The organism is Afipia sp. GW821-FHT04G03, assembly GCF_059419985.1.
The window spans coordinates 395,848-417,922 of record NZ_JBWKSV010000003.1 but is presented as its reverse complement, the minus strand read 5'-3'; the positions used below and the strand labels follow the sequence as shown (position 1 = coordinate 417,922).

The 22,075-nt window shown below is 57.8% G+C and carries 16 protein-coding genes; 13 read left to right on the top strand and 3 right to left on the bottom strand.

Going from position 1 to position 22,075, the window contains the following annotated elements; all coding sequences use genetic code 11:
* Nucleotides 1-764 precede the first annotated feature (764 nt).
* The 3 genes from AC07UB_RS16375 to AC07UB_RS16365 are packed head-to-tail and all read left to right on the top strand — an operon-like array spanning nucleotide 765 to nucleotide 5,772.
* Complete coding sequence (locus tag AC07UB_RS16375) at nucleotides 765-2,246, top strand: cytochrome P450 (protein WP_494654429.1); 1,482 nt, start codon at nucleotides 765-767, stop codon at nucleotides 2,244-2,246.
* Nucleotides 2,243-4,291, top strand: a complete 2,049-nt coding sequence (locus AC07UB_RS16370; RefSeq protein WP_494654431.1) for a hypothetical protein — start codon at nucleotides 2,243-2,245, stop codon at nucleotides 4,289-4,291. Before AC07UB_RS16375 ends, AC07UB_RS16370 begins: the two co-directional genes overlap by 4 nt.
* 14 nt (nucleotides 4,292-4,305) lie before the next feature.
* Nucleotides 4,306-5,772, top strand: a complete 1,467-nt coding sequence (locus AC07UB_RS16365) for a Dyp-type peroxidase (protein WP_494654433.1) — start codon at nucleotides 4,306-4,308, stop codon at nucleotides 5,770-5,772.
* A 13-nt stretch (nucleotides 5,773-5,785) separates the two neighbouring features.
* Here the strand turns inward: AC07UB_RS16365 and AC07UB_RS16360 are convergent, their stop codons facing one another.
* Nucleotides 5,786-9,001 carry an ATP-binding protein gene (locus AC07UB_RS16360; RefSeq protein ID WP_492790512.1) on the bottom strand — a complete coding sequence of 1,072 codons (3,216 nt, stop codon included), beginning with the start codon at nucleotides 8,999-9,001 and terminating at the stop codon, nucleotides 5,786-5,788.
* 278 nt (nucleotides 9,002-9,279) lie between these two features.
* Between AC07UB_RS16360 and AC07UB_RS16355 the strand changes: the two genes are divergently transcribed.
* Complete coding sequence (locus AC07UB_RS16355; RefSeq protein WP_492792677.1) at nucleotides 9,280-9,999, top strand: Crp/Fnr family transcriptional regulator; 720 nt, start codon at nucleotides 9,280-9,282, stop codon at nucleotides 9,997-9,999.
* 29 nt (nucleotides 10,000-10,028) lie between these two features.
* On the opposite strand, the gene AC07UB_RS16350 is transcribed toward AC07UB_RS16355, so the two are convergent.
* On the bottom strand, nucleotides 10,029-10,274 hold the full coding sequence (locus AC07UB_RS16350) for a hypothetical protein (protein ID WP_492790511.1): 246 nt from the start codon (nucleotides 10,272-10,274) through the stop codon (nucleotides 10,029-10,031).
* 344 nt (nucleotides 10,275-10,618) lie between these two features.
* Between AC07UB_RS16350 and AC07UB_RS16345 the strand changes: the two genes are divergently transcribed.
* The 9 genes from AC07UB_RS16345 (at nucleotide 10,619) to AC07UB_RS16305 (ending at nucleotide 20,842) form a co-directional block, all read left to right on the top strand.
* Nucleotides 10,619-11,608, top strand: a complete 990-nt coding sequence (locus AC07UB_RS16345; protein WP_494655278.1) for a LacI family DNA-binding transcriptional regulator — start codon at nucleotides 10,619-10,621, stop codon at nucleotides 11,606-11,608.
* Nucleotides 11,609-11,751: 143 nt separating this feature from the next.
* Nucleotides 11,752-13,233 carry an FAD-binding oxidoreductase gene (locus tag AC07UB_RS16340; protein WP_492790509.1) on the top strand — a complete coding sequence of 494 codons (1,482 nt, stop codon included), beginning with the start codon at nucleotides 11,752-11,754 and terminating at the stop codon, nucleotides 13,231-13,233.
* A gap of 38 nt (nucleotides 13,234-13,271) precedes the next feature.
* A complete protein-coding gene (gene xylB, locus AC07UB_RS16335; RefSeq protein WP_492790508.1) occupies nucleotides 13,272-14,798 on the top strand; it encodes a xylulokinase in 1,527 nt (508 codons plus the stop codon).
* A 3-nt stretch (nucleotides 14,799-14,801) separates the two neighbouring features.
* Nucleotides 14,802-15,854 (top strand): ABC transporter ATP-binding protein, encoded by a 1,053-nt coding sequence (locus AC07UB_RS16330; protein WP_494654439.1) that lies wholly within the window; start codon nucleotides 14,802-14,804, stop codon nucleotides 15,852-15,854.
* A 55-nt stretch (nucleotides 15,855-15,909) separates the two neighbouring features.
* Complete coding sequence (locus AC07UB_RS16325; RefSeq protein ID WP_494654441.1) at nucleotides 15,910-17,223, top strand: ABC transporter substrate-binding protein; 1,314 nt, start codon at nucleotides 15,910-15,912, stop codon at nucleotides 17,221-17,223.
* A gap of 64 nt (nucleotides 17,224-17,287) precedes the next feature.
* Complete coding sequence (locus tag AC07UB_RS16320) at nucleotides 17,288-18,148, top strand: carbohydrate ABC transporter permease (protein ID WP_494654443.1); 861 nt, start codon at nucleotides 17,288-17,290, stop codon at nucleotides 18,146-18,148.
* Nucleotides 18,148-18,981 carry a carbohydrate ABC transporter permease gene (locus AC07UB_RS16315; RefSeq protein ID WP_492790504.1) on the top strand — a complete coding sequence of 278 codons (834 nt, stop codon included), beginning with the start codon at nucleotides 18,148-18,150 and terminating at the stop codon, nucleotides 18,979-18,981. Before AC07UB_RS16320 ends, AC07UB_RS16315 begins: the two co-directional genes overlap by 1 nt.
* 2 nt (nucleotides 18,982-18,983) lie before the next feature.
* Nucleotides 18,984-19,760 carry an SDR family NAD(P)-dependent oxidoreductase gene (locus AC07UB_RS16310; RefSeq protein ID WP_494654445.1) on the top strand — a complete coding sequence of 259 codons (777 nt, stop codon included), beginning with the start codon at nucleotides 18,984-18,986 and terminating at the stop codon, nucleotides 19,758-19,760.
* A complete protein-coding gene (locus AC07UB_RS16305; protein ID WP_494654447.1) occupies nucleotides 19,757-20,842 on the top strand; it encodes a glycerol dehydrogenase in 1,086 nt (361 codons plus the stop codon). The genes AC07UB_RS16310 and AC07UB_RS16305 overlap by 4 nt, the downstream gene beginning before the upstream one ends.
* A 69-nt stretch (nucleotides 20,843-20,911) precedes the next feature.
* Here AC07UB_RS16305 and AC07UB_RS16300 read toward each other — a convergent pair whose 3' ends face one another.
* Nucleotides 20,912-21,973: a ketopantoate reductase family protein gene (locus tag AC07UB_RS16300; RefSeq protein ID WP_494654449.1), complete on the bottom strand. Its 1,062-nt coding sequence runs from the start codon at nucleotides 21,971-21,973 to the stop codon at nucleotides 20,912-20,914.
* Nucleotides 21,974-22,075: the final 102 nt, after the last annotated feature.

Genomic DNA, 22,075 nt, shown 5'->3' with positions numbered 1-22,075 from the left:
GCGTGTGCGAGTGTCAACAAAGGCGCGGACGCCCTGTTGACACTCGCTTGCAACGATCTTTCAGTGAAGCCTGCTATTTCTCGTCTTTGATGCTCTTGAACAAGATTTTTCAATACTTTGAGTCATCGCGCTGACGCCGGAAACCGTGCGCGGTCGCGCGACGTCGCCAATACCCATTTCAGTGACGTTCCGCGAATAGGAACAGCTTTCGGGCGTTTGTTAGCGATCGTGTCGTAGTCGACAACGGCTATGCGTGATTGGATGAGAAAGGGCGACAATCCGATCAGCGAACCGAGATTGCCGGCAGATGACTCGTTCCCCCAAACTCGACGCGTTCATCCGCTCACGAATTTCGACTTGATCGGCGAAATGTCATGCGAGCCGGCGCCCGGGCGGACAATCCAATCCTGCTTTGTGGTAACTTATGGAAATAGAAGGCTGGTGCTCCGGGAGAAGCCCGACGGAGCGTTACCTTCCGCGCATGCAAACATGGCGATTTCTTTCAAAGGCGCGAGGCGGTCGAACAATCCCGGCCGTTGCGCGCACGGTGATCATGTGCACCGCCCAAACTATTGTTGTTATTGGAGATTTGCAGGGCGTGCATTGATGCTTTCGTTGTCCAAAAAACCTGCTGGCTGGTTTCCGCTCACATGCCTCTGAGTATTGGCCGTTCCTTCGTGGAGATGATATTCTGCGATCTGCTGAACCTGTTGCCGGCTTGGATTTTTAAGGCTCGTTGCCAGCGATAATTGCGGGATGTCGTCATGAGCACGAACGTTCCTGATTCAATGATCGAAGGTCGGCATCACGGCTCTGCTGCGCCTCGACGCCGCGAGTGGCGGGCAACTGACGGCGGCGCGCTGACCCGGTTCTTGCAAAAGATATCGCTGGCCAGACAAATGGCTGGCTACCGTTTCAGCTCCTACATCTTTTCACAGCTCTGGCTTCTCAAGCTTGCCTTTACGCTGCTGCGCGGCGTGAGGCCGATCTCGATTTTCGGAAAACTCGTGGTTCTCACCAAGATGAGCGATGTCCGCGAAGTGCTCGGACGCTTCGATGACTTCACACTTGGCGAGGTAATCGAGCCGGGAATGCCGTGGGGCCCGTTCCTGATGACGGTTGACTGGAACGAGCAGCATGCGCGCGAGCGGGGGCTTCTCCAGAGTGTGGTCAAGCGGGAGATCGATCCGCAGACAATCCGGAAATCTGTTGCTGAAGAATGCTGCGAGCGGATAGCCGCCGCCGCCAATGACGGTCGGATTGACATGGTGGCCGAGCTTGCGGAACCTGCTGTTATTCGCATCGCCGCTGACTATTTCGGCGTTGCTCCGTTGAAGAACGACATGCGCCGCATGGCGCGCGCCACGCGTAATTTGGCCGGTATCATTATGGTCAATCCGCCGGTCGGATCGAAGCCGTGGATCGACTCGCGTGAGGACATGGTGGCCCTGACGGAACAACTGCTGGAGCAGATTGCAGTTGTAAAGTCGGTAATCAACGCGTCGCGCCGAACCGAGCTTCCCGATAATTTGCTGACGCGTCTCACTGTACTGCTGCACGCGGGTGGCACGCCAAAGTGGTTTGATGAAGACTGGATACGACGATACCTGACCGGTCTGGTTGCGACCGGCTTGGCAACAGTCGTCCGCGGCACGTCGCAGACGGTCGATCAGCTCGTCGCACGTCCGGATGCCTTGAGGGAGGCGCAGAGGCTCGTCGCGGCGCTCGACGAAGCGGAAGTAGATGAGAAACGTTTCGCCAGCGGTGCGTCGGAAATCGAGCGGCGCTCGGCCACCGAGCGTGTGTTGAAATCACACGAGGCGCTGACGCACTACATCTATGAGGCTCTCCGGTTTCGTCCGATGCTTCCTCTGCTGGTCCGCGATTGTCCGCGCGAAACAATCATCGCAAGCGGAACTAGGCGTGTGCGCATTGTGCCGGCGGGTGCGCGTGTTCTGGCAGCGCCGCTGGCCGCCATGTTCGACCCGGACGCATTTCCACATTCGTTGCGCTTCGATCCGCAGCGACCGCTCAAGAGTTACATTCATTTTGGTGACGGGGAGCGTCGTTGTTTTGGGAGATATGTTGCGGAAGGCGCGCTCATGGAAATGGTGCGGGCACTGCTGCGTCTGCCAGGTCTCGCCCGTGCGTCCGGCTCCGATGGCCGGATCCGCTATGAGGGGCCAGCGCCATATTCATTTGTGCTTACATTCAATAAGCAAGCGACCGGGGCTCAGGAACGGTGAACCCGAACTACACGACCATCATCACGCCGCTCGATCCCGATCGTGTGGATGAGTGTCGGGAATATCTGCGCAACAATGCCGAGCCAGGTCTCGCCGGTGACTCCATTGAATGCCGGCCGCTGTTTCGGTTCGACAAGATCGGAAGCCTGCATTTTTGCAGCTTCGTTATCCTCAAAACCGACAGCGAATTTCCACCGAGCCTCGTGTTCGAAGCAACATTCGACGGGTCCCGAGAGGATTTTCTCAGTGAATTGCTGGATGTCGCGTCTGCAGGCATGCATGAAGTGTATCGGTTTTGTGCGGACTATCCGTTTTCCGGGCTCGCGGCACCGCAGCTGATCGAAGAATATCTTGTGAGCCATGACGTCGGCGCGAACACTTTTTTCAGCGGCAGTCGGGGACGTTCCGTTGCGCAAATTCAAGGCGAAAGCCTTGTCCGCCGCGATATTCTCACGTTCCTTTCGAAACGATGCCAGCCGGGCGAAGCTATTCCAACGCGGTCGGTCGGGTTTCTGAACGAGGTGCGTCGGCATGTGATCCGCGGCCAGAACGATAATCGCTGGTTCGAGCAAGTTGCGCCAATACCCTGGGAGATACGACAGCGCTTGGCGATTGTGGCTGGGACCGTCATCGCGGCGTTCGTCGTGGTCTGTGCGGTCGGTGTAGCCGTGGGCGCGCTGCTCGGGTGGGGGCCATTTGTGCTGCACGAACATATCATTCGGACATTCGAACAAGTGAGTCACATCGGGGCCAAAATCAGCAACCTTATGGTGTCTCGGTTCCCCGGGATTGCCAGTCACATTACCATTGAGCCCGCGATCCTCCACATCCTGATCGCGTTGACCGTCGTATGGCTGATCGTGCGTGTCTTTGAACTGTTTCTGACCAGCTGGACGAAGAATCCTCACGATCAGCTTTTCATCAATCGTTTCCCGCTCCAGATCGCGGTTATCGTCAGATATGTTTTGATCGTGTTTCTTGTCGGCTCTATCGTCCTGGCCATTATTTCAGGAATGACCGCGGCGCGATCGGCAGGCATTGCTCAATCCGGCTTCTGGTCATCGTTCGTAACGACAGCATCGATCATCGGGCGTCTCATTGCGGTCGGCTTGATCTTGGCGGTTCTGAACTATTGGACGACGTCGCTGAAGCTTGCCGTCCAGCTTCGGCCATACGATGCCGTTCGTGAGAATGTGCGCCGGTTGCTGTTGGATATTGACAGGTTCGCGATGGTTGTCGTGGGCGCGATCGGCATCCTGCTCGTTGCACGTCATATCCCGTTTGCCGTCAGCGAGCAGATAGCGACGGTCGCGCGATCATTCGTTTATGTGATTTTTGTCATTGTGGCTTACGGGTTCATTGGCATCCTGACCTTTTATGCCGCTGGAGTTTTGATCTTCGCGCTCATACGAACGCTCGAGATCAGGGACAAAAGCAACTTTTCGGAGCCTGCCGAGCTCATCGTCCGAGCCCGTGCGAACGCCGTGAAGTATGCCCGCGAAGAGGGTGGCATCAACAGATATCAGAACCATCTGGCGAGCATAACCTCCGTAAAGCCGGGCTTCATTCGGTGTTGGCTGCTACGGCTTGCACTGTTTGTGATCAACCTGCTGTCCCGTTTCTGGTTTAACCGGGGGGAGCTTGGCGGCATACCGACAATCCTGTCGGCGCGGTGGGTGATGATCGACGGCGGGAAGCGACTCCTGTTTCTCGATAATTACGGAGGCGCCTGGGAAAGCTATCTCAACGAGTTCATCGATCTGGCGGCGGTGAAGGGTCTGAATGCCATTTGGTCGAACACGTTCGTTACGGCCGATGGAAAATCCTACGGTTTTCCTGCACCGAAATTTCTCTTCTGGAAAGGCGCGCAGGCCGAACAGCCCTTCAAGGCTTATGTCCGCCAAAGCCAGGTTGAGACGATCGTCTGGTACAGTGCATATCCCACGCTCAGCGTTATCAATATCAATGCGAGTACCGATTTGAGACAGTCGTTGTTCAAGCCGCTGAACTATGGCGAGATCGACGCGATATTTCGAAACCTCTGATATGGACAGCTGCCATGGAGAAGGTTGAATGGGATGACGTTCAGAGGCTGGTGCTGAGCGGGTATCCAAAGTTGCCATTCTCCGCTTACGTCTTTTGGCACTTCGTGCCCGGCGAGGTTGACTCTGCAAGAGAATGGTTGCGACGATTGTCGAGCCGTTTGACGTGCGCGACGGCCAACGGTGGCAAGCAGGCGATAAACCTGGCGCTTACGGCGTCTGGCCTGAAGCATCTCCGTGTCAGTGACGACGTACTGAACAGCTTTTCTCTGGAGTTTCTGGAAGGAATGGCCCCGAAGCCGACAGCGGAAACGAAGTTTCCGCGACGGTCAAACGTTCTCGGGGATGTTGGTGACAGCTCGCCCGAGCTCTGGGAGTGGGGTGGTTGGAAAGAAATTCGCGACATCGACGGAATGCTGCTGCTTTACGCTGCCGATAAAACGAAACTTCTCTCGTTCATCAATGCCGAGATCGCCGAAATGGCGGGTGCCGCCGTGCTTGCTATGCGGCAGAACGGCGAACCGCTCATTATCGACGGCCGGATTTATGAAGATCGCAAGGAGCACTTTGGATTTACCGACGGCATTTCCCAGCCTTTGATTGAAGGTTCGCCAAAGGCAAACGGGCGCGGCAAGAAGCGCAGCAGCGACGCCGACCACAACAAGAAGCTGACCCCGGATGAAAAGCGAATTCTCCTCGTCAAGCCGGGCGAGTTCGTGCTCGGTTATAAGAACGAGCGTCGTACCAGCATCTCGGATATCTCCGGCGCGAAGATCAGCGCAAATGCAGAACCAAGAGACATTCGGCGCAATGGGACATACCTTGTATTCCGGCAACTGGAACAGGATGTGCCTGCATTCAGCGAATTTGTCGCGAAGACGGCTGAACGTATCTATGGACGGGCAGATCAACTTGCCCAGGGAAAGGTTGCATCCCAACTCGTTGGGCGAACGCGCCAAGGCGATCCTCTGTTTCCGATAGACCGGCCTCCTGGCGCGGCGCCGCGTAACGATTTTCTCTATTACTTCGAGGATCGCTTTGGCATGGCTTGCCCAATCGGGGCTCACATCAGGCGCGCGAATCCGCGAGACACGATCGGGCCGGATGCCGATACAGCGCTGCGTCTTTCAAAAATGCATCGCATTATCAGGCGCGGCAGGCCTTATGGCGAAAGATTGGATATGGCCAAGGAAAGTGCGGCTGGCAGCCAAACGATGCGTGGAATTTCATTCATCGCTCTCAATGCAGATATCGCCGGGCAATTCGAAATGATCCAGCATTCATGGTTGAACAACACTCGCTTCGACGGCCTTTACGCCGGCACAGATCCACTTGGACATTTCAGTTGCGCTGGAGACGTGGCCACGATCCAGGACAGGCCAGCGAACCACCATATCGACCGGCCGCGCCCGTTTGTCCGTGTCCGTGGTGGTGCTTACCTGTTTCTGCCCGGCATTGAGGCAGTCCGCGCGTTGGCGGGTTAATTCTGGCCGACATTCAAGGCTGAGGCAGCTGACTTGCTGCGATGCTCGGCTCTTTGTTTCGGCTTGCGGCGCTCATTGCCGCGTGACGGCAGGTTGCCACCAGAATCTGCATGCCGCATTTTTCTGCAAGCTCAAGTGCGCGCTTGAAATAGGATTCCGCCGTGGCGCGGTCCTGCGGATTTCCGGCCCGCGCAGTCTCACCGAGCAAATGCGCAGCGTACGCCTGCTGCGGCGGCTCCCCGCGCTCTTCCGCGAGCGCCAGGGCGCGCTCACCCGCGGCCTGCGCTTCCGTAAGGCGGCCAGCAGCGAGCAGGGCCCGTCCTTGAGCAACAAAGAGATAGCGCCAGCCGAACGAATGCTCCGCCAATGGCACGTCGAGCCGCTCAGGCGCCGACAGGATTTCGAGGGCAGTCTCTATGTCGCCCGTCGCAAGATAAGCCTCTCCTATCCGGGCTGCGAAGACGGGATACATTTGAACCATTTCGAGATCCAGGCAGGTTTGCCAACTCTCGCGCAAAAGGAAAAGCGCTTCGGCATGTCGCCCCTGGGCCGTCCGCAGGCGACCGAGCACATGATTGATATTTGCACGTGAGTAAGCGTGATCCAGAATTTCAGCGCGTCTGCTGGCGTCCTCGGCCACGGTTTCCGCGCGGTCGAGATCGCCGAGTTCAATCAGTGAGTCCGCCATGAACGTTCGCAAAAGAACGCTGGGATAAGCGGCCCAGCCAGCCCTCTTCTGATCAAGCTCCGGGGTTTCAATGGCAAGGCACCTTTCGTGCATATTGATTGAGGTTGCGAAGTTTCCGAGCTCGTGATGGACAATGCCGACAATGAGAAGTGAAGCGAACTGGAGCGAGGGGTCGCCGATTTTATTTGCGATCCGGCTTGCGATTTCGGCAGCTGCCATTGCGGCGTCATGCTCTCCGAGTCTCCAAAGTGCTACAGCAAGCTGACAATTGACTGCAGCCGTGCGCAGCGGGTCTCTGGAGGCATCGGCCAGACGGCTCGCCTCGCGCAATATGTCCGCGATCTGGCGATGTTTGCCGAGCGGCTCAAGCGCAATTACCAGCGTCAAGCGGAAATCGATCTCGGCTTTGATCTTGGCGGGAGAATCAGCCAAATGCGACAGGGTTTCCAGGCCACGCTCGAAGATGCTGATAGCGTCCTGATTGGCGCCGCGCTTTATAGCACGCCGGCAACTGCGCAATTGATAAGGAACGGCTTTTTCCCATAACTCGGCCTTGAACGCGTGATCGGCGAGGCGATCAATGTACTCGTCAAGGCGATCTGAAAAACGCGACTCAATGATTTCGACGGCTTTGGCATGAAGGGAACGTCGAAGGCCTAGCAGCATCGTGCTGTAGACAACTTCGCGCGTAAGCTCATGCTTGAAGGAATAGTCGGCTGATGTGGTGCTTCTGATTTTGCGAAGAAAATCGGCAGCTTCCAGCGTTCTAAGTTCGCTGGAGATCTCCGCTGGGGTCACGTCAAGCATTTCCGAGAGCAATGCGACGGAAATTTCCATACCGATGACGGCTGACGTCTGCAGCAGGGACTTTGGGAATCCATCCAGCAGATCGATGCGAGCCGCGAGGACAGAATGAATGGTCTGTGGAATTTCAGCGCGCCCGGTCCGCTTGATCGCCCGATAGCTGCCGGGCTGTCCCTCAAGAAACCCCGTTTCCTTGAGCGTCTGGACCAGTTCTTCCATAAACAAGGGATTGCCTTGCGACTGAGCCAGTATTCTCCGTTTCAACGGGGCAAGACCGCTGTCGTCACCCATGAGCCAGTCCATCAACTGGTGAGACGTCATATCGTCAAGCGGTGACAAATCGATACAGGTTGTGCCGCGATTCAGGGGGCCGCCTTCGGGGCGCTGCGTTCCAATGAGAACGCTTCGCGTTCCTTCGAGGGCGGTAGCCAAATTCTGCAGAATGAGCTTGGTCTCTGCGTCGGCCCAGTGAAGGTCCTCGACCAAAATTACCGAGGGATTCGATTGTGCGTAGTGAAAAACCAGCGACCTGACGGCCTCCATGGTTTTGAGCCGCCGCTCTGATGGCTCCAGTTTCTTCCATTCCTGATCATCAGCGTTGAGGTCCAGCAGCGAGAGAATAGGCGGCAAGAAAACGGACAGATTGCCGTCCAGCCGGTCGATTCCTTCCTCGACGCGGCTGATAACAGCTTCGGGGCTGTCATCAATGCCAATTCCAAACATGGCTCTGATCAGTATGCCGATGGGATAGTAGCTTGAACTTGTCCGTTGCGAGGGGCAGGCGGTCTCGAGCACGGTCCATTCAGCGGAGAGGTTCCGGATGAAATCATGTATCAGCCGGGATTTTCCCAGTCCCGCTGCACCGACAATGCTTAATGACTGTCCATTGCCTGCCGCGGCATTCTCGATTGCGCTTCTGAGGGCGCGCAATTCATTTTGGCGGCCAACGAGGACGCTGAGGCCACGCGCGGACCGGACCTGCCATCGCGTTCTCATTCTTATTGCCGATAGCTCGAAAACTTCAACTGCTTCCGAGATGCCCTTTACCTCCGCAAATCCCTGCGGCTTGACCGTGATAAAACCTTTCGCAAGATCATGCGTTGCCGCCGTCAACAGGATCTTGCCTGGCGCGGCGAGTTCTTCCATTCGCGCGGCCAAATGGACGCTTTTCCCGACAGCATCGTAATTCATCGCGAGATTATTGCCGATTGAATGAATGACGACCTCTCCGGAGTTCATGCCAATGCGGATGGCGATATCTCGTCCGGTCCTTTGATTGAGTTCGCCGACGGCGGTTCGCATCGCAATCGCCGCGCTGCATGCTTGAACCGCGTGATCCTCTCTCGCGATCGGAGCTCCAAAGAGTGCCATAATTCCGTCGCCAAGCGTCTGGTTCACGAAGCCATCGTGATGATGGACCGCATCCATCAAACTTTTGAGGACAGGACCGAGAACCTGGAGCGCTTCCTCCGGATCGAGCTGATCGATCAGGGCCGTTGAATCGCGGACATCCGCAAAAACGACCGTAACGTGTTTGCGTTCGCCAAGCATTGCACCGCCGGAACGCAGGATGCGTTCGGCAAGATCGGCGGGGATGTTCGATTGTAGAAAGGAAAGCGCGTGCGACGCTGTCTCGCTGGAACGAGCCTTCGGGCGCCCGCAGCCACCGCAAAACCTAGCTGTCGGTTCCAAAAGGAAACCACAGTAGCTACAGCGATGATCCGTGCTGCCGACCATGCCACGCTACCTTATGCTTATGGTAGCCCGCAGTTCCAAGCCTAGGCTAGACTTAGGGGGTTCTATGGCAATAGCAAGACAGATGAGCCTTTTGGGGCGGGTCAGACCTCTGAAAGATAGCGGCAAGCCGGCCGAATATTGCAAATATATTATAGACTTCGCCGCTCTGCAGCGGCATTTGATTGAAATTTCTCGAAGCCAATATTGTTCCGTACCGGCGTTGCCAGGAGCGTCGAATGGGAAGAAGTTTAGTTGTTTTGCAGGCGGGCCATACACCGATGCTTCAAGACGATAAGCCGAGAGCAGTCCGATCCGCCGGCGACAAGACCCATGTCTTGCGCAGCCATCCGCTGTTTCGCGGCCTCGGAGCTGATGCCCTAAATCAACTATGTCATTGCGCAAAAAAGAGAACCTTCAAGCGTGGCGCAACAATTTTCGCGAAGGGTGATCCTGGCCAGAGCCTCTTCTTCATTATCAGCGGCACGGTAAAAATCGGTGTTTCATCCGCCGACGGCCGAGGTGCGATCTTCAATATGGTCGATGCGGGAGAAATGTTTGGTGAGATAGCGGTCCTTGACGGCCTCGCGAGAACAGCCGACGCCATCGCTAACTCTGACTCCGAACTGTTTGTCATCGATAGGAAAGATTTTCTATCGTTGTTGGCCGGTCAACCGGTGCTGGCGACAAAACTGATAGAGCTGCTTTGTGTCCGATTGCGCTGGATCAGTGATCATGTGGAGCAAGTCATATTTCCTGACTTGTCCGGCAAGCTGGCCAAGGCGCTGATCCGCCTGATCGATCGACGGGGCGCTGCGCTGGACAAGAAAATCACCATCACGCAGCAGGAAATAGGTGAGATGCTTGGCATGTCGAGAGAGAGCGTCAACAAGCAACTGCACGAGTGGGCTGAGCGGAAGCTGGTGCGTCTTCAGCGCGGGTCGATCACCGTCATCGACGTGGATTCGTTGAAGGGTATGGCGGAGCGCACGCAGGATTGATCGCTTGCGATGGCCGGCCATCCGAGATTTCAGATTTTCTGGAGGTTAACCAGCGGACAAGCCTTGCGGCTATGAGTCGGGTTCTGCTGCGCCTGTTCGAGCTGCGAGGATGCCTTTACTGGCAAGGCTGATCGGGGGGTTATAGCGAATCCGATCAAGGCCATGACGAAAGCAAATTCCACCGCCAGAACTGTAACAGACCATCTCCAACACACCGTCCAATTTCGCCGGTTGCCTAAATCGGGGTGAGCAAAGTTTCCTGATGGCACTTGCATGAATCCCTCCTTTGAAGGACAGCGATTCACTAGCCTGGATTTCCATAGAGGTCTGTGAACTAAGTCACAGACCAAGGCGGGCCTCCGTATGTCAGCTTCGGAGCTACCCGACAGCGGGTCACCATGATGAGGTGTGGCGGCGAGTTAAACTCCCCCGCAAAATGCAAGCAACAACATCGGCTCACATGCGATCAGCGCGCAACATGATTGTCGCGTGCAAGATCGCTCGCTCACGCGTTGGCTCGCTAAATCCAAAAGGTACCAGACGATATGCTTGCTTCACACCAAACGGTCTCCTAGGTTACCACTTCATTGCAACTGTCGGTGTCTTGATGAGATCGCGTTTGACCGATGTCGCCCGTATGGCAGGCGTGGATATTTCCACCGCGTCCCGCGTGCTCCGCGGCGAAACCAATCAGCGCATTCGCGAAGAGACCCGCAAACGGATTCTTGAAAGCGCGCGTAGCCTTGATTATTCGCCGAATACACTGGCGCAAGGTTTGCGGACGTCACGCAGCCGGACGCTCGGCCTGATCGTTCCGCAGCTTGATAACCCGGTGTTTTCGTCGGCTATCCGAGGTGCGGAGAAATCGTCGGCAAAGCACGGCTACTCATTATTGATCGCTCATAGGGAGCCGGGCGCAACCGATGCTGTCTATCACCGCCTGTCGCATGGCAACCGGGCCGATGGTCTTTTGGTCGCGAGCCTTGATGACGACGGTCTGTTGCGTGAGGAACTGGAATCCACCCATACGCCCTTTGTGCTGCTTAATCGGCGATTGCCGGGCAGTCCCTATTGCGTCGTGCTGGACAGCCGCGCTGCGGCGGCAATCGCTGTCGATCATCTTGCAGAGATGGGGCACAAGCGGATTGCGCATCTCGCAGGGCGACCTGGCGGATTCAATGCGGGCGAACGTCTCGCCGGCTATCGTGATGGACTGAAGCGTCACGGGATTCCGTTCGATCCGAAGTTGGTTGCCGTTGCGGGCTATACAGCAGAGGGCGGTGCGGACGCGATGCGCAGTCTTCTTGCGCTCAAGCCGACGGCGGTTCTGGGTGCAACGCTCGTCACCGCGGCGGGCGCGATGGCTGTTTTGCATGATGCAGGTTTGCAAATTCCGCGCGACGTTTCTGTGATCGGTCTGCACGATGCGCCCGTTGCGACCATGCTTTATCCGCAGTTGACGTCGGTGAAGATGCCGACCGAATTGATGGGCGAGATTGCATCCGATCTTCTGATTGATCTTTTGAACGGCGGTACGCCGCAACCCGTCGCGCCATTGGCGCCGGACGGTCTGGTCGCGCGCGCGTCTACAGGTCCAGCTCCACGCTGAATTTTTAACTTGACCGACGGGCAAGTTTAGACGACGTTTGAACAAACGATTGCGCAAACTATTTGTTCAATCATAGAAAAGCGAAGTTGTCGGGGAGTACGTCGAGTGAGCGTGGCGAACTTGGCCTCCGAACAGGGGCTGTCATGACCGCAAACACCATCGTTGCCATTCGCAATACCGATCAGGTCGATGAAGGCCTGGCTCAGGCGTTCGCCACCATTGTCGGACCGGCGAACGTTCTGACGTCCTTCGACCAACGGCTTGGTTATTCAAGGGACCGGTTGCCGTTCGCCGTATTCCGCGAACGCGCGGGCGCAATTGCTGGAGCTGTGCCGCGCCTGGTTGTCCGCCCGGCGAACCAGGATGAAGTCGTTCGTATCGTTGAGCTTGCGAAAGCGCGCAGCATCGCATTGATTCCATATGGTAACGGCTCCGGCGTGCTCGGCGGCGCGATCCCGCTGGGCGGCGAGGTTATGGTGGACATCCGCCGGCTCGACCAGATTGTTTCGATCAATCCCACTGATGCGATGGTGACCGTGCAGGCGGGAATGAATGGTGCTGATTTCGAGCGTCAGCTCAATGAAGCCGGATACACCAGCGGGCATTTGCCGCAATCCATCGAGATATCGACCGTCGGCGGCTGGCTTGCTTGCCGTGGCGGCGGGCAGTTGAGCAGCCGTTACGGAAAAATCGAGGATATTGTCGTGGGCCTCAAGGCTGTGCTGCCAGACGGCACGCCGCTTGAAGTGCGGCCCGTTGCCCGGCGTTCGGTCGGTCCCTCCATCCGTGACCTGATCATCGGCAGCGAAGGCACCCTCGGGATTATCACCGAGGCGACGCTGCGTATCTTCAAGAAACCCGCCGTGGAACGCGGTATCGTGCTTGCGTTCCCGTCGTTGCAGTCCGCTTTGGACAGCGCGCGTCTCATCATGCAGGCCGAACTGCGCCCGTCGATTGTACGTCTTTATGATCGCGTCGAGAGCGACGAGCGCACCAAAGACATCGAACTGTTCAAAACCAAGCCGTTTCTCGCTGTCTTCCAGTTCAGTGGCAGCGAGCCTCTCGTGTCGGCCGAACAGGACATGTCGCTCAAAATCGCCGCAGCACAGGGCGGCGAGGTAGGACCCGATGGACCGTACCAACACTGGAAGCAAAACCGTTACGTTGCCTATTCCCAGAAGTGGCATGACGCCGGGTACTTCAACGACACGATTGAAGTGACCGGAAACTGGTCCACGATTCCTGCAATGTATGACGCGATTGGTAAGGCTGTGCGGGCGATTCATCCCGGTGTTCATTTTGGCGCGCACTGGTCGCACGTGTATCCGGAAGGTGCCTGCCAGTACATGACAGTGCGTTTGCCGCCCATGGCAGACGATCAGGCGCTGCCGATTCACCAGAAGCTCTGGGACGCGGTGCAGCAATTGACGCTGGATCATGGCGGCTCCATCGCGCATCACCACGGTGCGGGATTGTTCCGCAATCCCTGGATGAAGCGTGAACTGGGCTCAGGCCTTGCAGTGTTGCAGGCGATCAAGGATGCGATAGATCCGGAAAACCTGTTCAACCCGGGAAAGATCGGCTTGCGCGCGAGCGCGAATGCGAAAGACATTCGCCGTGATTGACATCGCGCGCACCTGCGCTGTTGGGGAGGGCGCGCGTCATGGCGGTGTCTGATCCTCTTCTGGTCGGCATCGATCTTGGTGCGGGCTCGCTCAAGATCAGCATCATCAAGAGCGATGGTTCGCTGGTCAGCGAAGCGTCCGCGCCGGTCGCGACATCGTCACCGCACGCGGGCTGGAGCGAGCAGAATCCCGATGACTGGTGGCTTGCAGCCTGCGACGCACTGCGTCGCGGGTTACAGACGTCGGGCCGCCCGGCCTCCGATATCGCCGCGATTTCATTTTCAGCCGGTGCCCATACCCAGGTGCTGGAGGATGCCGACGGTCGTGTGATCCGTCCGGCCATTCTCTGGAACGATCAGCGCAGTCGGGATGAAACGCAACAACTCCGCGAAAAGGCCGACGCCCGCATCCTTGAGATCGGTGCGAACCGTGCCAATCCGACCTGGACGCTGCCGCAGATGCTATGGCTGCGCACGCATGAGCCGGAGGCATTTGCCCGCGTAAAGCGCCTTTATGTCGCCAAGGATTGGCTCCGCGCGCAATTCACCGGCACATGGGAAACCGACACCATCGATGCGCTCGGCACCCTCATGCTGGATGCGCAAAGCGCCGAATGGTCGAAAGAACTGTGCGACATGATCGGCTGGCCGATGGCGACGTTGCCGCCGATCGTCAAGCCGAGCGCCGTGGTTGGCAAGGTCACGGCAATGGCAGCACAGGCGACGGGCCTCGCCGAAGGGACCCCGGTGGTTTGCGGCACATCGGACACGGCGGCGGAGACCTTTGGCGCCGGCATGGTGCGCGAAGGTATGGGTGTCGTGAAGCTCGCCACGGCCGCGACAGTGAATGTGTTGTCGCCGAAAGCGCGGCCGGACTTCTCGTTGATCAATTATTATCATGTCGTGCCGGATCATTGGTACGTCATCGCGGCAACCAATTCCTGCGCGTCGGCACATAAGTGGCTCCGCGACACGTTCTTTCGTCGCGAGGGTGAGGACGGAAGTGCTGTGTTCGACGCCATGGATGCGCGGGCGGCTGCGGTGCGCCCGGGTTCTGAGGGCCTGTTCTTTCACCCTTATCTCAACGGCGAACGCAGTCCATACTGGGATCCGCTGCTGCGCGCGGATTTTGTCGGAGCGGGCTTCAATCATGGTGGCGGCCATTTCGTTCGTGCTCTCTATGAAGGCGTGGCCTATTCCCTTCGCGATTGTCACGAGGTCATGAAATCGAAGGGACTCGGCTTCACAACCGCGCGCCTGACGGGCGGCGGAGCGCGAAGCGCCTTGTGGCGGCAGATCGTTGCCGACGTGCTGAACATCACCGTCGAGCTTCCTGCGGTGGCGGACGCCTCGTATGGCGCGGCATTGCTGGCAGGCGTTGGCATTGGCGTCTTCGAGAGTGAGCGCGCCGCCGCGGATGTCGTTCAAATCGTGTCGCGTGCGACGCCGAACCCGGTTCGTGCAGCGATCTACGATCAAGGTTTTCCCATCTACCGCGATATCCAGAAGGCGCTGGCGCCAATCAATCATCGCATCCACGGTTTCGTAGCCGGTCAGAGCAAGTGACGCATGTCAGAGATTAGACTGGAAAAGGTTCGCAAAGCGTATGGCCCGGTGGTCGCCGTTCACGGCGTCGATCTGACCATCCGCGACGGCGAGTTCGTTGTATTCCTGGGTCCTTCGGGTTGCGGAAAGTCTACCACGCTGCGGATGATGGCTGGCCTTGAGGAAATTACCTCGGGCAAGATCTTCATTGGTGATCGCGATGTCACGGCGCTGGAGCCGAAGGATCGCAACATCGCAATGGTGTTCCAGAATTACGCGCTCTATCCACACAAGACGATTTACGAAAATCTCGCCTTCGGCCTGCGGATGCGGAAGATGGATCAGGCGCAGATCGATATGCGAGTCCAGCGCGCCGCCAAGATGCTCGGCCTCGATGAATATCTGAAACGCAAGCCAAAGCAGCTTTCGGGCGGCCAGATGCAGCGTGTTGCCCTCGGTCGCGCGCTTGTGCGCGAACCGGAAGTATTTCTGCTCGACGAGCCGTTGTCGAACCTCGATGCCAAGTTGCGCGTGCGTATGCGCGAGGAGATCGCACGGCTGCATCAGGAGGTCGGCACCAGTATGGTGTACGTCACCCACGATCAGGTCGAGGCTATGACGCTCGCCAATCGCATTGTGATCATGCGCGATGGTCACGTGCAGCAGGTCGGTGCGCCGCTCGAAGTCTACGATCGCCCAGTCAATCTGTTCGTCGCCGGCTTCATTGGCTCACCTGAAATGAACCTGATCGAGGGGCGTGCGGGGAACGGTGTGTTCGAAAGCGGCGCGCTGCGGATAGAACTACCTGCGCAGTTTCAGGGCATCAACGAAGACATCGTGCTCGGCATCCGCCCGGAGCATGTCACGCTCGGCGAGGGTCCCGGTGCGCTCGCATTCGAGGTCGGCGTCATCGAACAGCTCGGTGCGCAAACTCTCGGCATCGGTGAAGTGAGCGGCGCACGCCTGCGTATTCTCACGGATCGCGTCGATAACTGGACGTTCGGTCAGCGAATTCCCGTCCGGCTTCAAGCCGGGCGGCTCCATCTGTTTTCGAAAGCGACAGGACAGCGTTTTTAGACGGCCAAGAAACTAAAACAAACATAAGGGGTGAATTGCCATGGGAGAAAAGGAAATGGCTAAGAACGGAAAATCGGGTATCGACCGCCGCACGCTCATCAAGGGCGCCGGTGCGGGACTTGCCGCCAGCACACTTGGCGCGCCGGTGGTTTGGGGGCAGGGCAAGAAGACGATCCGCTTCCTCAACACTGAAACGTCCATCGACAGCATCCGGGCGCTGAAGGTCGCATGTGCTGAGTACGAACGGATGACAGGCACACAGGTCGTCGTCGACTCCGTGCCGCTTGACGACGCTTTTACCAAGGTGACGACGTCGCTGCGCGGCGGTCAGCCTTATGACATCGCGACGTTCGCATTTGTCGGCCATGTGTTGCTGCTGCAGGCGGAAGGGCATTTGATGCCGTTGACCGAACTGACCAGCAAGCACAAGTGGGGACCGAAGATACTCTTCCCCATTAAGGGCGAAACCTACTGGTATCCCTACGATTACAACCTCGCATGGATCTACTATCGCAAGGACCTCTACGAGAAGAAGGGCCTGAGTGTTCCCAAGAACTGGGCTGACATGCTCAAGAACTCGCAGGCTCTGAACGAGGATGGCCGCGCGGGTTCCCTGTTCCCCATCGGCAGCAACGGCGCGACCAATTGGCTGTCGCCGGGCTTCATGTGGGCGGAAGGCGTCAAGCTGTTTGACGACAAATGGAATGTCGCCATCGACAATGCCGCCAACGCTCCGAAGGTCGCGGCCTATCTCGATTTCTTCGCTGATCTCTACAAGACGATGCCGTCTGGCACCAGCCAGGCAAGCTTCGGCGAAGTACTCTCCAACTTCTCTTCAGACAAGGTTGGGCACACGGCCTACGCCGGCCGTATCATCGAGGCGCTCGAGCGCACGTCGCCGGCTCTCGCGACCAAGTACGGAATCATGCCGTATATGGACAGCGCGGGGAAGTCGAAAGCCGTCAATCACGGTTACGATGGATGGGTTGTGCTGAAGACGCCGAACTCCAGCGAGTCGATGAAGTTCATGAAATGGTTCACCGAGAACCAGTACATCAACTTCCTGCACACCGCGCCGCTGCACTTCCAGCCGCCGCGTCTGGACGTCTATGAGGATGCTCGCTGGCGTGCTCACCCGCTGATCGAAAAGCACAAGGATGCAGTCGAGACGATGAAGAACTTCATCGTCGACAAATCGATGATCCTGACCTCGGTCGACACCGAAGGCCCGGCGCCGGATCTGCGTCCGGGTAAGGTGTTCGAGGGCTTCGTGATCCCCGAGATGCTGCAGAACCGTATCCTCAAGAACACGCCGGCAGCCGACTGCGTCAAGGCGGCAGGCGACAAGATGCGCAAGCTCACGGCATAAGAAACGCGTTTGCCAACTGCCCCGGCCGGATGCTCCCGGCCGGGATTTTCCCGGAAAGACGAATTTGAGTTCGAAGACGACGATATACACCTTTCTGGTGATTGGACTTCTCGTGACGCTCGTTCTGATCGTCGCGCCGGTGGCCTATGCGATCAGCCTGAGTTTTTACAAGCTCGATTCGTTCGTCGGTGAGGCCAAGTGGGTCGGTCTCGATAATTACATCGCGATCCTACAATTGCCGGAGTTCTGGCGTGCGCTCTGGAATGGCGTCGTGTATTCGGTCGGCTCCATTGTGCTTCAGGTCGTGCTCGGCATCGGATTTGCGCTGATCCTCAACGAGACGTTTCCGGGCCGCAATTTCGTCCGCGGATTATCCATTCTTCCTTATCTCCTGCCGACAGTGGTCGTCATCCTGACCTTCAAATGGATGGTGGATGGCAGTATCGGCATTCTCACCAAGACCATCGCGGCGTTGGGATTGCCGCCGGTGAACTGGTTTGAGAGCTCTGGCGCCGCGATGACATCGGTCATTCTGGTGAGCGTCTGGATGTGGACGCCGTTCGTCACGACCTGTTTCCTCGCGGCACTGCAAACTGTTCCCACGTCGCTCTATGAGGCCGCGCGGGTCGATGGAACGACCGCGGTCCAGCGCTTCTTCCACATTACACTTCCGATGCTGAAGCCGATCCTGACCGTTGTCGTGTTGTTGCGCGCGATCTGGATGTTCAACAAGTTCGATGTGATCTGGCTCCTGACGCGCGGTGGCCCGGTCGGCTCGACCGAGCATCTGGCGATCCTGTCCTATCGCCATGCCTTCAGCCTGTTCGACATCGGCGGGGGCGCGGCGATCGCAACGATCTCCTTCGCAATCCTGTCCGTCGCCGTATTTTTCTACTTTCGCATCTTCCCGCTGGAGGACGATTAATGGCTGCCGTCAAATCGCTCCCGGCCCGGCTCAGCCTCTATGGTGCTGCGATCGTTATCGCGATCTATTCGGCATTTCCGATCTACTGGATGTTCATCTCCAGTCTTCGGGAACCGACCAGCCTGCTCAGTACCGTCTCGCTGGTGCCGGGCCCGTTCACGCTGGAATATTATCGCAACCTGCTCGAACTGACTGATTACCCCACGCACTTCATGAACAGCGTGATCGTCGCGGTGGTGACGGTCGTCGTGACGATGATCTTCTCGATCATGATTGCCTATGCGGTGACCCGCCAGCGGATTCGCGGCAAGAAGCTGATCGTCGGCGCGATGCTCTATGCTTACATGTTTCCGCCGCTACTGATCGCAATCCCGATGTTCACGATCTTCGCGCGCCTCGGCCTCAGCGACACCCTGATCGGCCTGATCGCGTCGCATTTGACGCTGACGCTGCCGTTGGGAGTCTGGTTCCTTTGGGGTTTCTTCAAGGGCATGCCTTTTGAGCTTGAGGAAGCCGCGATGGTCGACGGCTGCACACGGCTTGGTGCGTTCCTGAGAGTCGTTCTGCCGCTGTCGCTGCCGGGATTGATCACGGTTGCGATTTTCTCGTTCTTGCTGTCATGGACTGACTACACCTTCGCGCTGATCATGATCGGGAGTGATGCCAACAAGACGCTGCCGGTGGGATTGGCGTCGATGGTTGGTTCGTTTGACCTACGCTGGGGTGAAATCATGGCCGGATCGACCTTGATCGCGCTTCCGCTGTTTGCGGCATTCGTGATGCTGACGCAGTATTTCATTCAAGGTCTCGGCGCTGGCGCCGTAAAGGGTTGATCATGGATCTCGGACTGAAAGGCAAGGCTGCGCTGGTGACTGGAGCTGCGCGCGGCATCGGCAAGGCGGAAGCACTGGCATTGGCGGCGGAGGGCTGCTCCATTGCCATCAACGATATCGACAAGGATGCCGCCGATGCCACGGTCGCCGAATTGTGCGCGAGTGGGGTCAAAGCCGTGGCCTGTGTCGGGGATGTGTCCGAGGAAGCAGGCGCAGAGGCCGTAGTGCGCGCGGCGCATAAGGGACTGGGTCAGCTCGATGTTTTGGTAAATAACGCTGGCGCGGGCGGCCGCCATCTTGGACGCAATGCTGAAGACATGTCGATCAACGATTGGGACATCATCGTCCGCACGCACTTGCGCAGCACGTTCCTGTGCAGCAAATATGCCGTGCCGTTGATGCGCGAACGTGGCTTCGGGCGGATCGTGAATACATCCTCCATGAACGTCACCGGAGGCGGCCGGCCCGGCGTGACGAACTATTCCGCCGCGAAGGCCGGTGTGATCGGCTTTACACGGACGCTGGCCAAGGAAGTGGGCAGCGCAGGAATTACCGTGAATGCCATTGCGCCGGGCTATGTCGAGACCGCGCTGATTGCTGGTTTCTCCGCCGAGAAGCGGGCGATTATCGCCGGACAGAATCCGCTCGGACGTTTCTGCCAGCCGGACGAAGTGGGATCGTTGATCGCGTTTTTATGTTCCACTCAGGCGGCTTTCATCAATGGCGCGCTGATCTGCATGGATGGCGGCAAGCGCGATTTCTTCTGGGGCGACCAATGACCATTCGCGCGTTCGGCGGGCCGCATCGTTACGTTCAGGGGCCGGGTGCCCTGGAACAACTTGCTACGCTTGTCCCGATGTATGGCCGGCGTCCGTTCGTTCTTGCAGATACCGCCGTTCTCGGATCATTGCGCGCGCAGCTTGAGGGAATTCTTGAGCCCTGCGTCGATGGATTGTATTTCGCGGAGTTCTCAGGCGAATGCTCTTCGACTCAGATCGATGCAATGGCAAGCAAGGCCGATGCTGCGGCGAGTGACGTCGTGATCGCCATTGGCGGCGGCAAGGCGATCGACACTGCGAAGGGCGTTCGCATTCTGCGAGGGGGAGGGATTATCGTCGTGCCGACGGTGGCCTCCAACGATGCGCCGACCAGCCGGCTCGCCATCGTCTACACGGATGACCACGTTCTGAAGGAAGTCAGGCTGATGCCGACCAATCCAGACGCGGTCGTCGTCGATACGTCGATAATCGCGCGCGCGCCGCGAAGGTTCTTTGTCGCAGGAATTGGCGACGCGCTTACAAAGAAGTTTGAAGCGGAGCAGTGCTACAACTCCGGTGGCTTGAATTTCTACAAGGCACGGCCTGCGGCGCTCGCTGTATCGATTGCCGATCAGTGCTATCAGGTAATCCGTCGCGATGCGATTGCTTCTCTCGCGGCGGTGGATCGCAAGCAGCCCGATGCTGCGTTCGAGAACATTGTTGAGGCAACGATCCTGCTCAGCGGTCTCGGCTTCGAAAGCGGCGGTCTATCGATTGCGCACTCGCTGACGCGCGGCTTCTCGGCCATTCCCTCGCTCAACGGCGCGCTACACGGGGAGCAGGTGGCGTTCGGGCTTCTGGCACAACTCTGCCTCGAGCAGCGGTCGTCTGAATTCCTCACCGATATGGTCGCATTCTTTCGGGCAGTCGGTCTGCCCACGAGCCTTAAGGACTTAGGATTTTCAGGGAACGCGCAGGATGGTATTCGGATCATCGCGCAGCGGTCGATTGCCGAAGCGCCGTATCTGAAGCAATTCGTTGGCGATGTGACCGAGCAAGGTCTTGTCGCGGCATTGGACAAGGCGAACTGCTGCGCGGGATAGCAGGGAGAGCTAGGTCTCTGAGCCAGAGCATAGGGTGAGTTGTCGCAAATGGGGCATCGCTCGCTGCCGTTATCCGCCTGATCCACCCGCGACGATCTTTTCGCTGAGCTTTTGATCGACGATTTGCACCGTGCGGTCGATTTCTGCATTGGGCATGCCTAGCTGCTGCGAAATCAGCTTCACCAGCAGGTCGACCCGCTCAATGAACGGCGCACCACTTGCAACCGCGCGCGCTGCGGACGAGGGCTTGAGAAGGCTTTCCGCTGCTTTCGCGTACTTCTCGAATGGCACCGCATCCTGCGGGTCGGCTCCCAGACGCTGCGCGATTGCATCGACATGGGTGTAGATCGACTTCGAGAGTTTCAGATCACCGTGCACCGCGTCGCGGATCGGCTGAGGATCGTTTGGCGTGATGCAGCGGTAGTTGCCGGTCAACAGCATCGACCATTTCGCCAGCGGCACGAACAGTGAATCGAACACCTTGAGCTTCACTGGAACATCCTGACCATCGAGCTTCACAGCGTCGATGTCCGTTTCCAGTTCCCGAAGCAGCTTGTTGTGAGCCTCATCTTCAAATACCGCAGCCTTGAAATTTGTTGGCAAGCCCACGTGAAGCACATTTGCCGGTTCCTCCGGTGGACGGAAGGCCTGCGGATCGGGGGAGCAGAGCGTCACCAGTCCCGGCTTGAAGCGTTCCCACACCTGAGCATTCGTATAGGCCTCTTCGAGTTCCATGTCTGCCAGCGCCGGAATCCGCTTGAGATAGGGCAGGGGCGGCATGTTCATGATCGAAAGACAAGGCAACTTCGCCTCGGCGATTTTGATCATCAAAACCCGGATCGTATGGTTGGTGTATTGCGGCTCCTGCATGGCAAGAGCAACGAGGTCATACCGGGAAAGGTCGACCTTATCGGGTGAGGTCGCATCCAGTTTTCCGGGCAGATCGCGGGAAAAGATTGACCGGTGATTCCGCTCATCGCGAAGCTTGATACGAACTTCGGTGCCCTCGCGGTTGATCAATTCCGCAGTGTTCTTCCGGCAAACCAAAGTCACGTTGTGACCAGCCATCAGCAGCTTTGTTGCCAGCAGCGAGCCGTACGAGGCTCCAAGAATCAGAATATTGCGCGCCATGCTCGCTCGTCCTCAAATTACGTCTCTAGCCCAGATGGGGCTGGGAAATGTCGGTCACGTCAGAAACACCACCTGGGCGAAGGAACGGCGCAGGCCAAACCC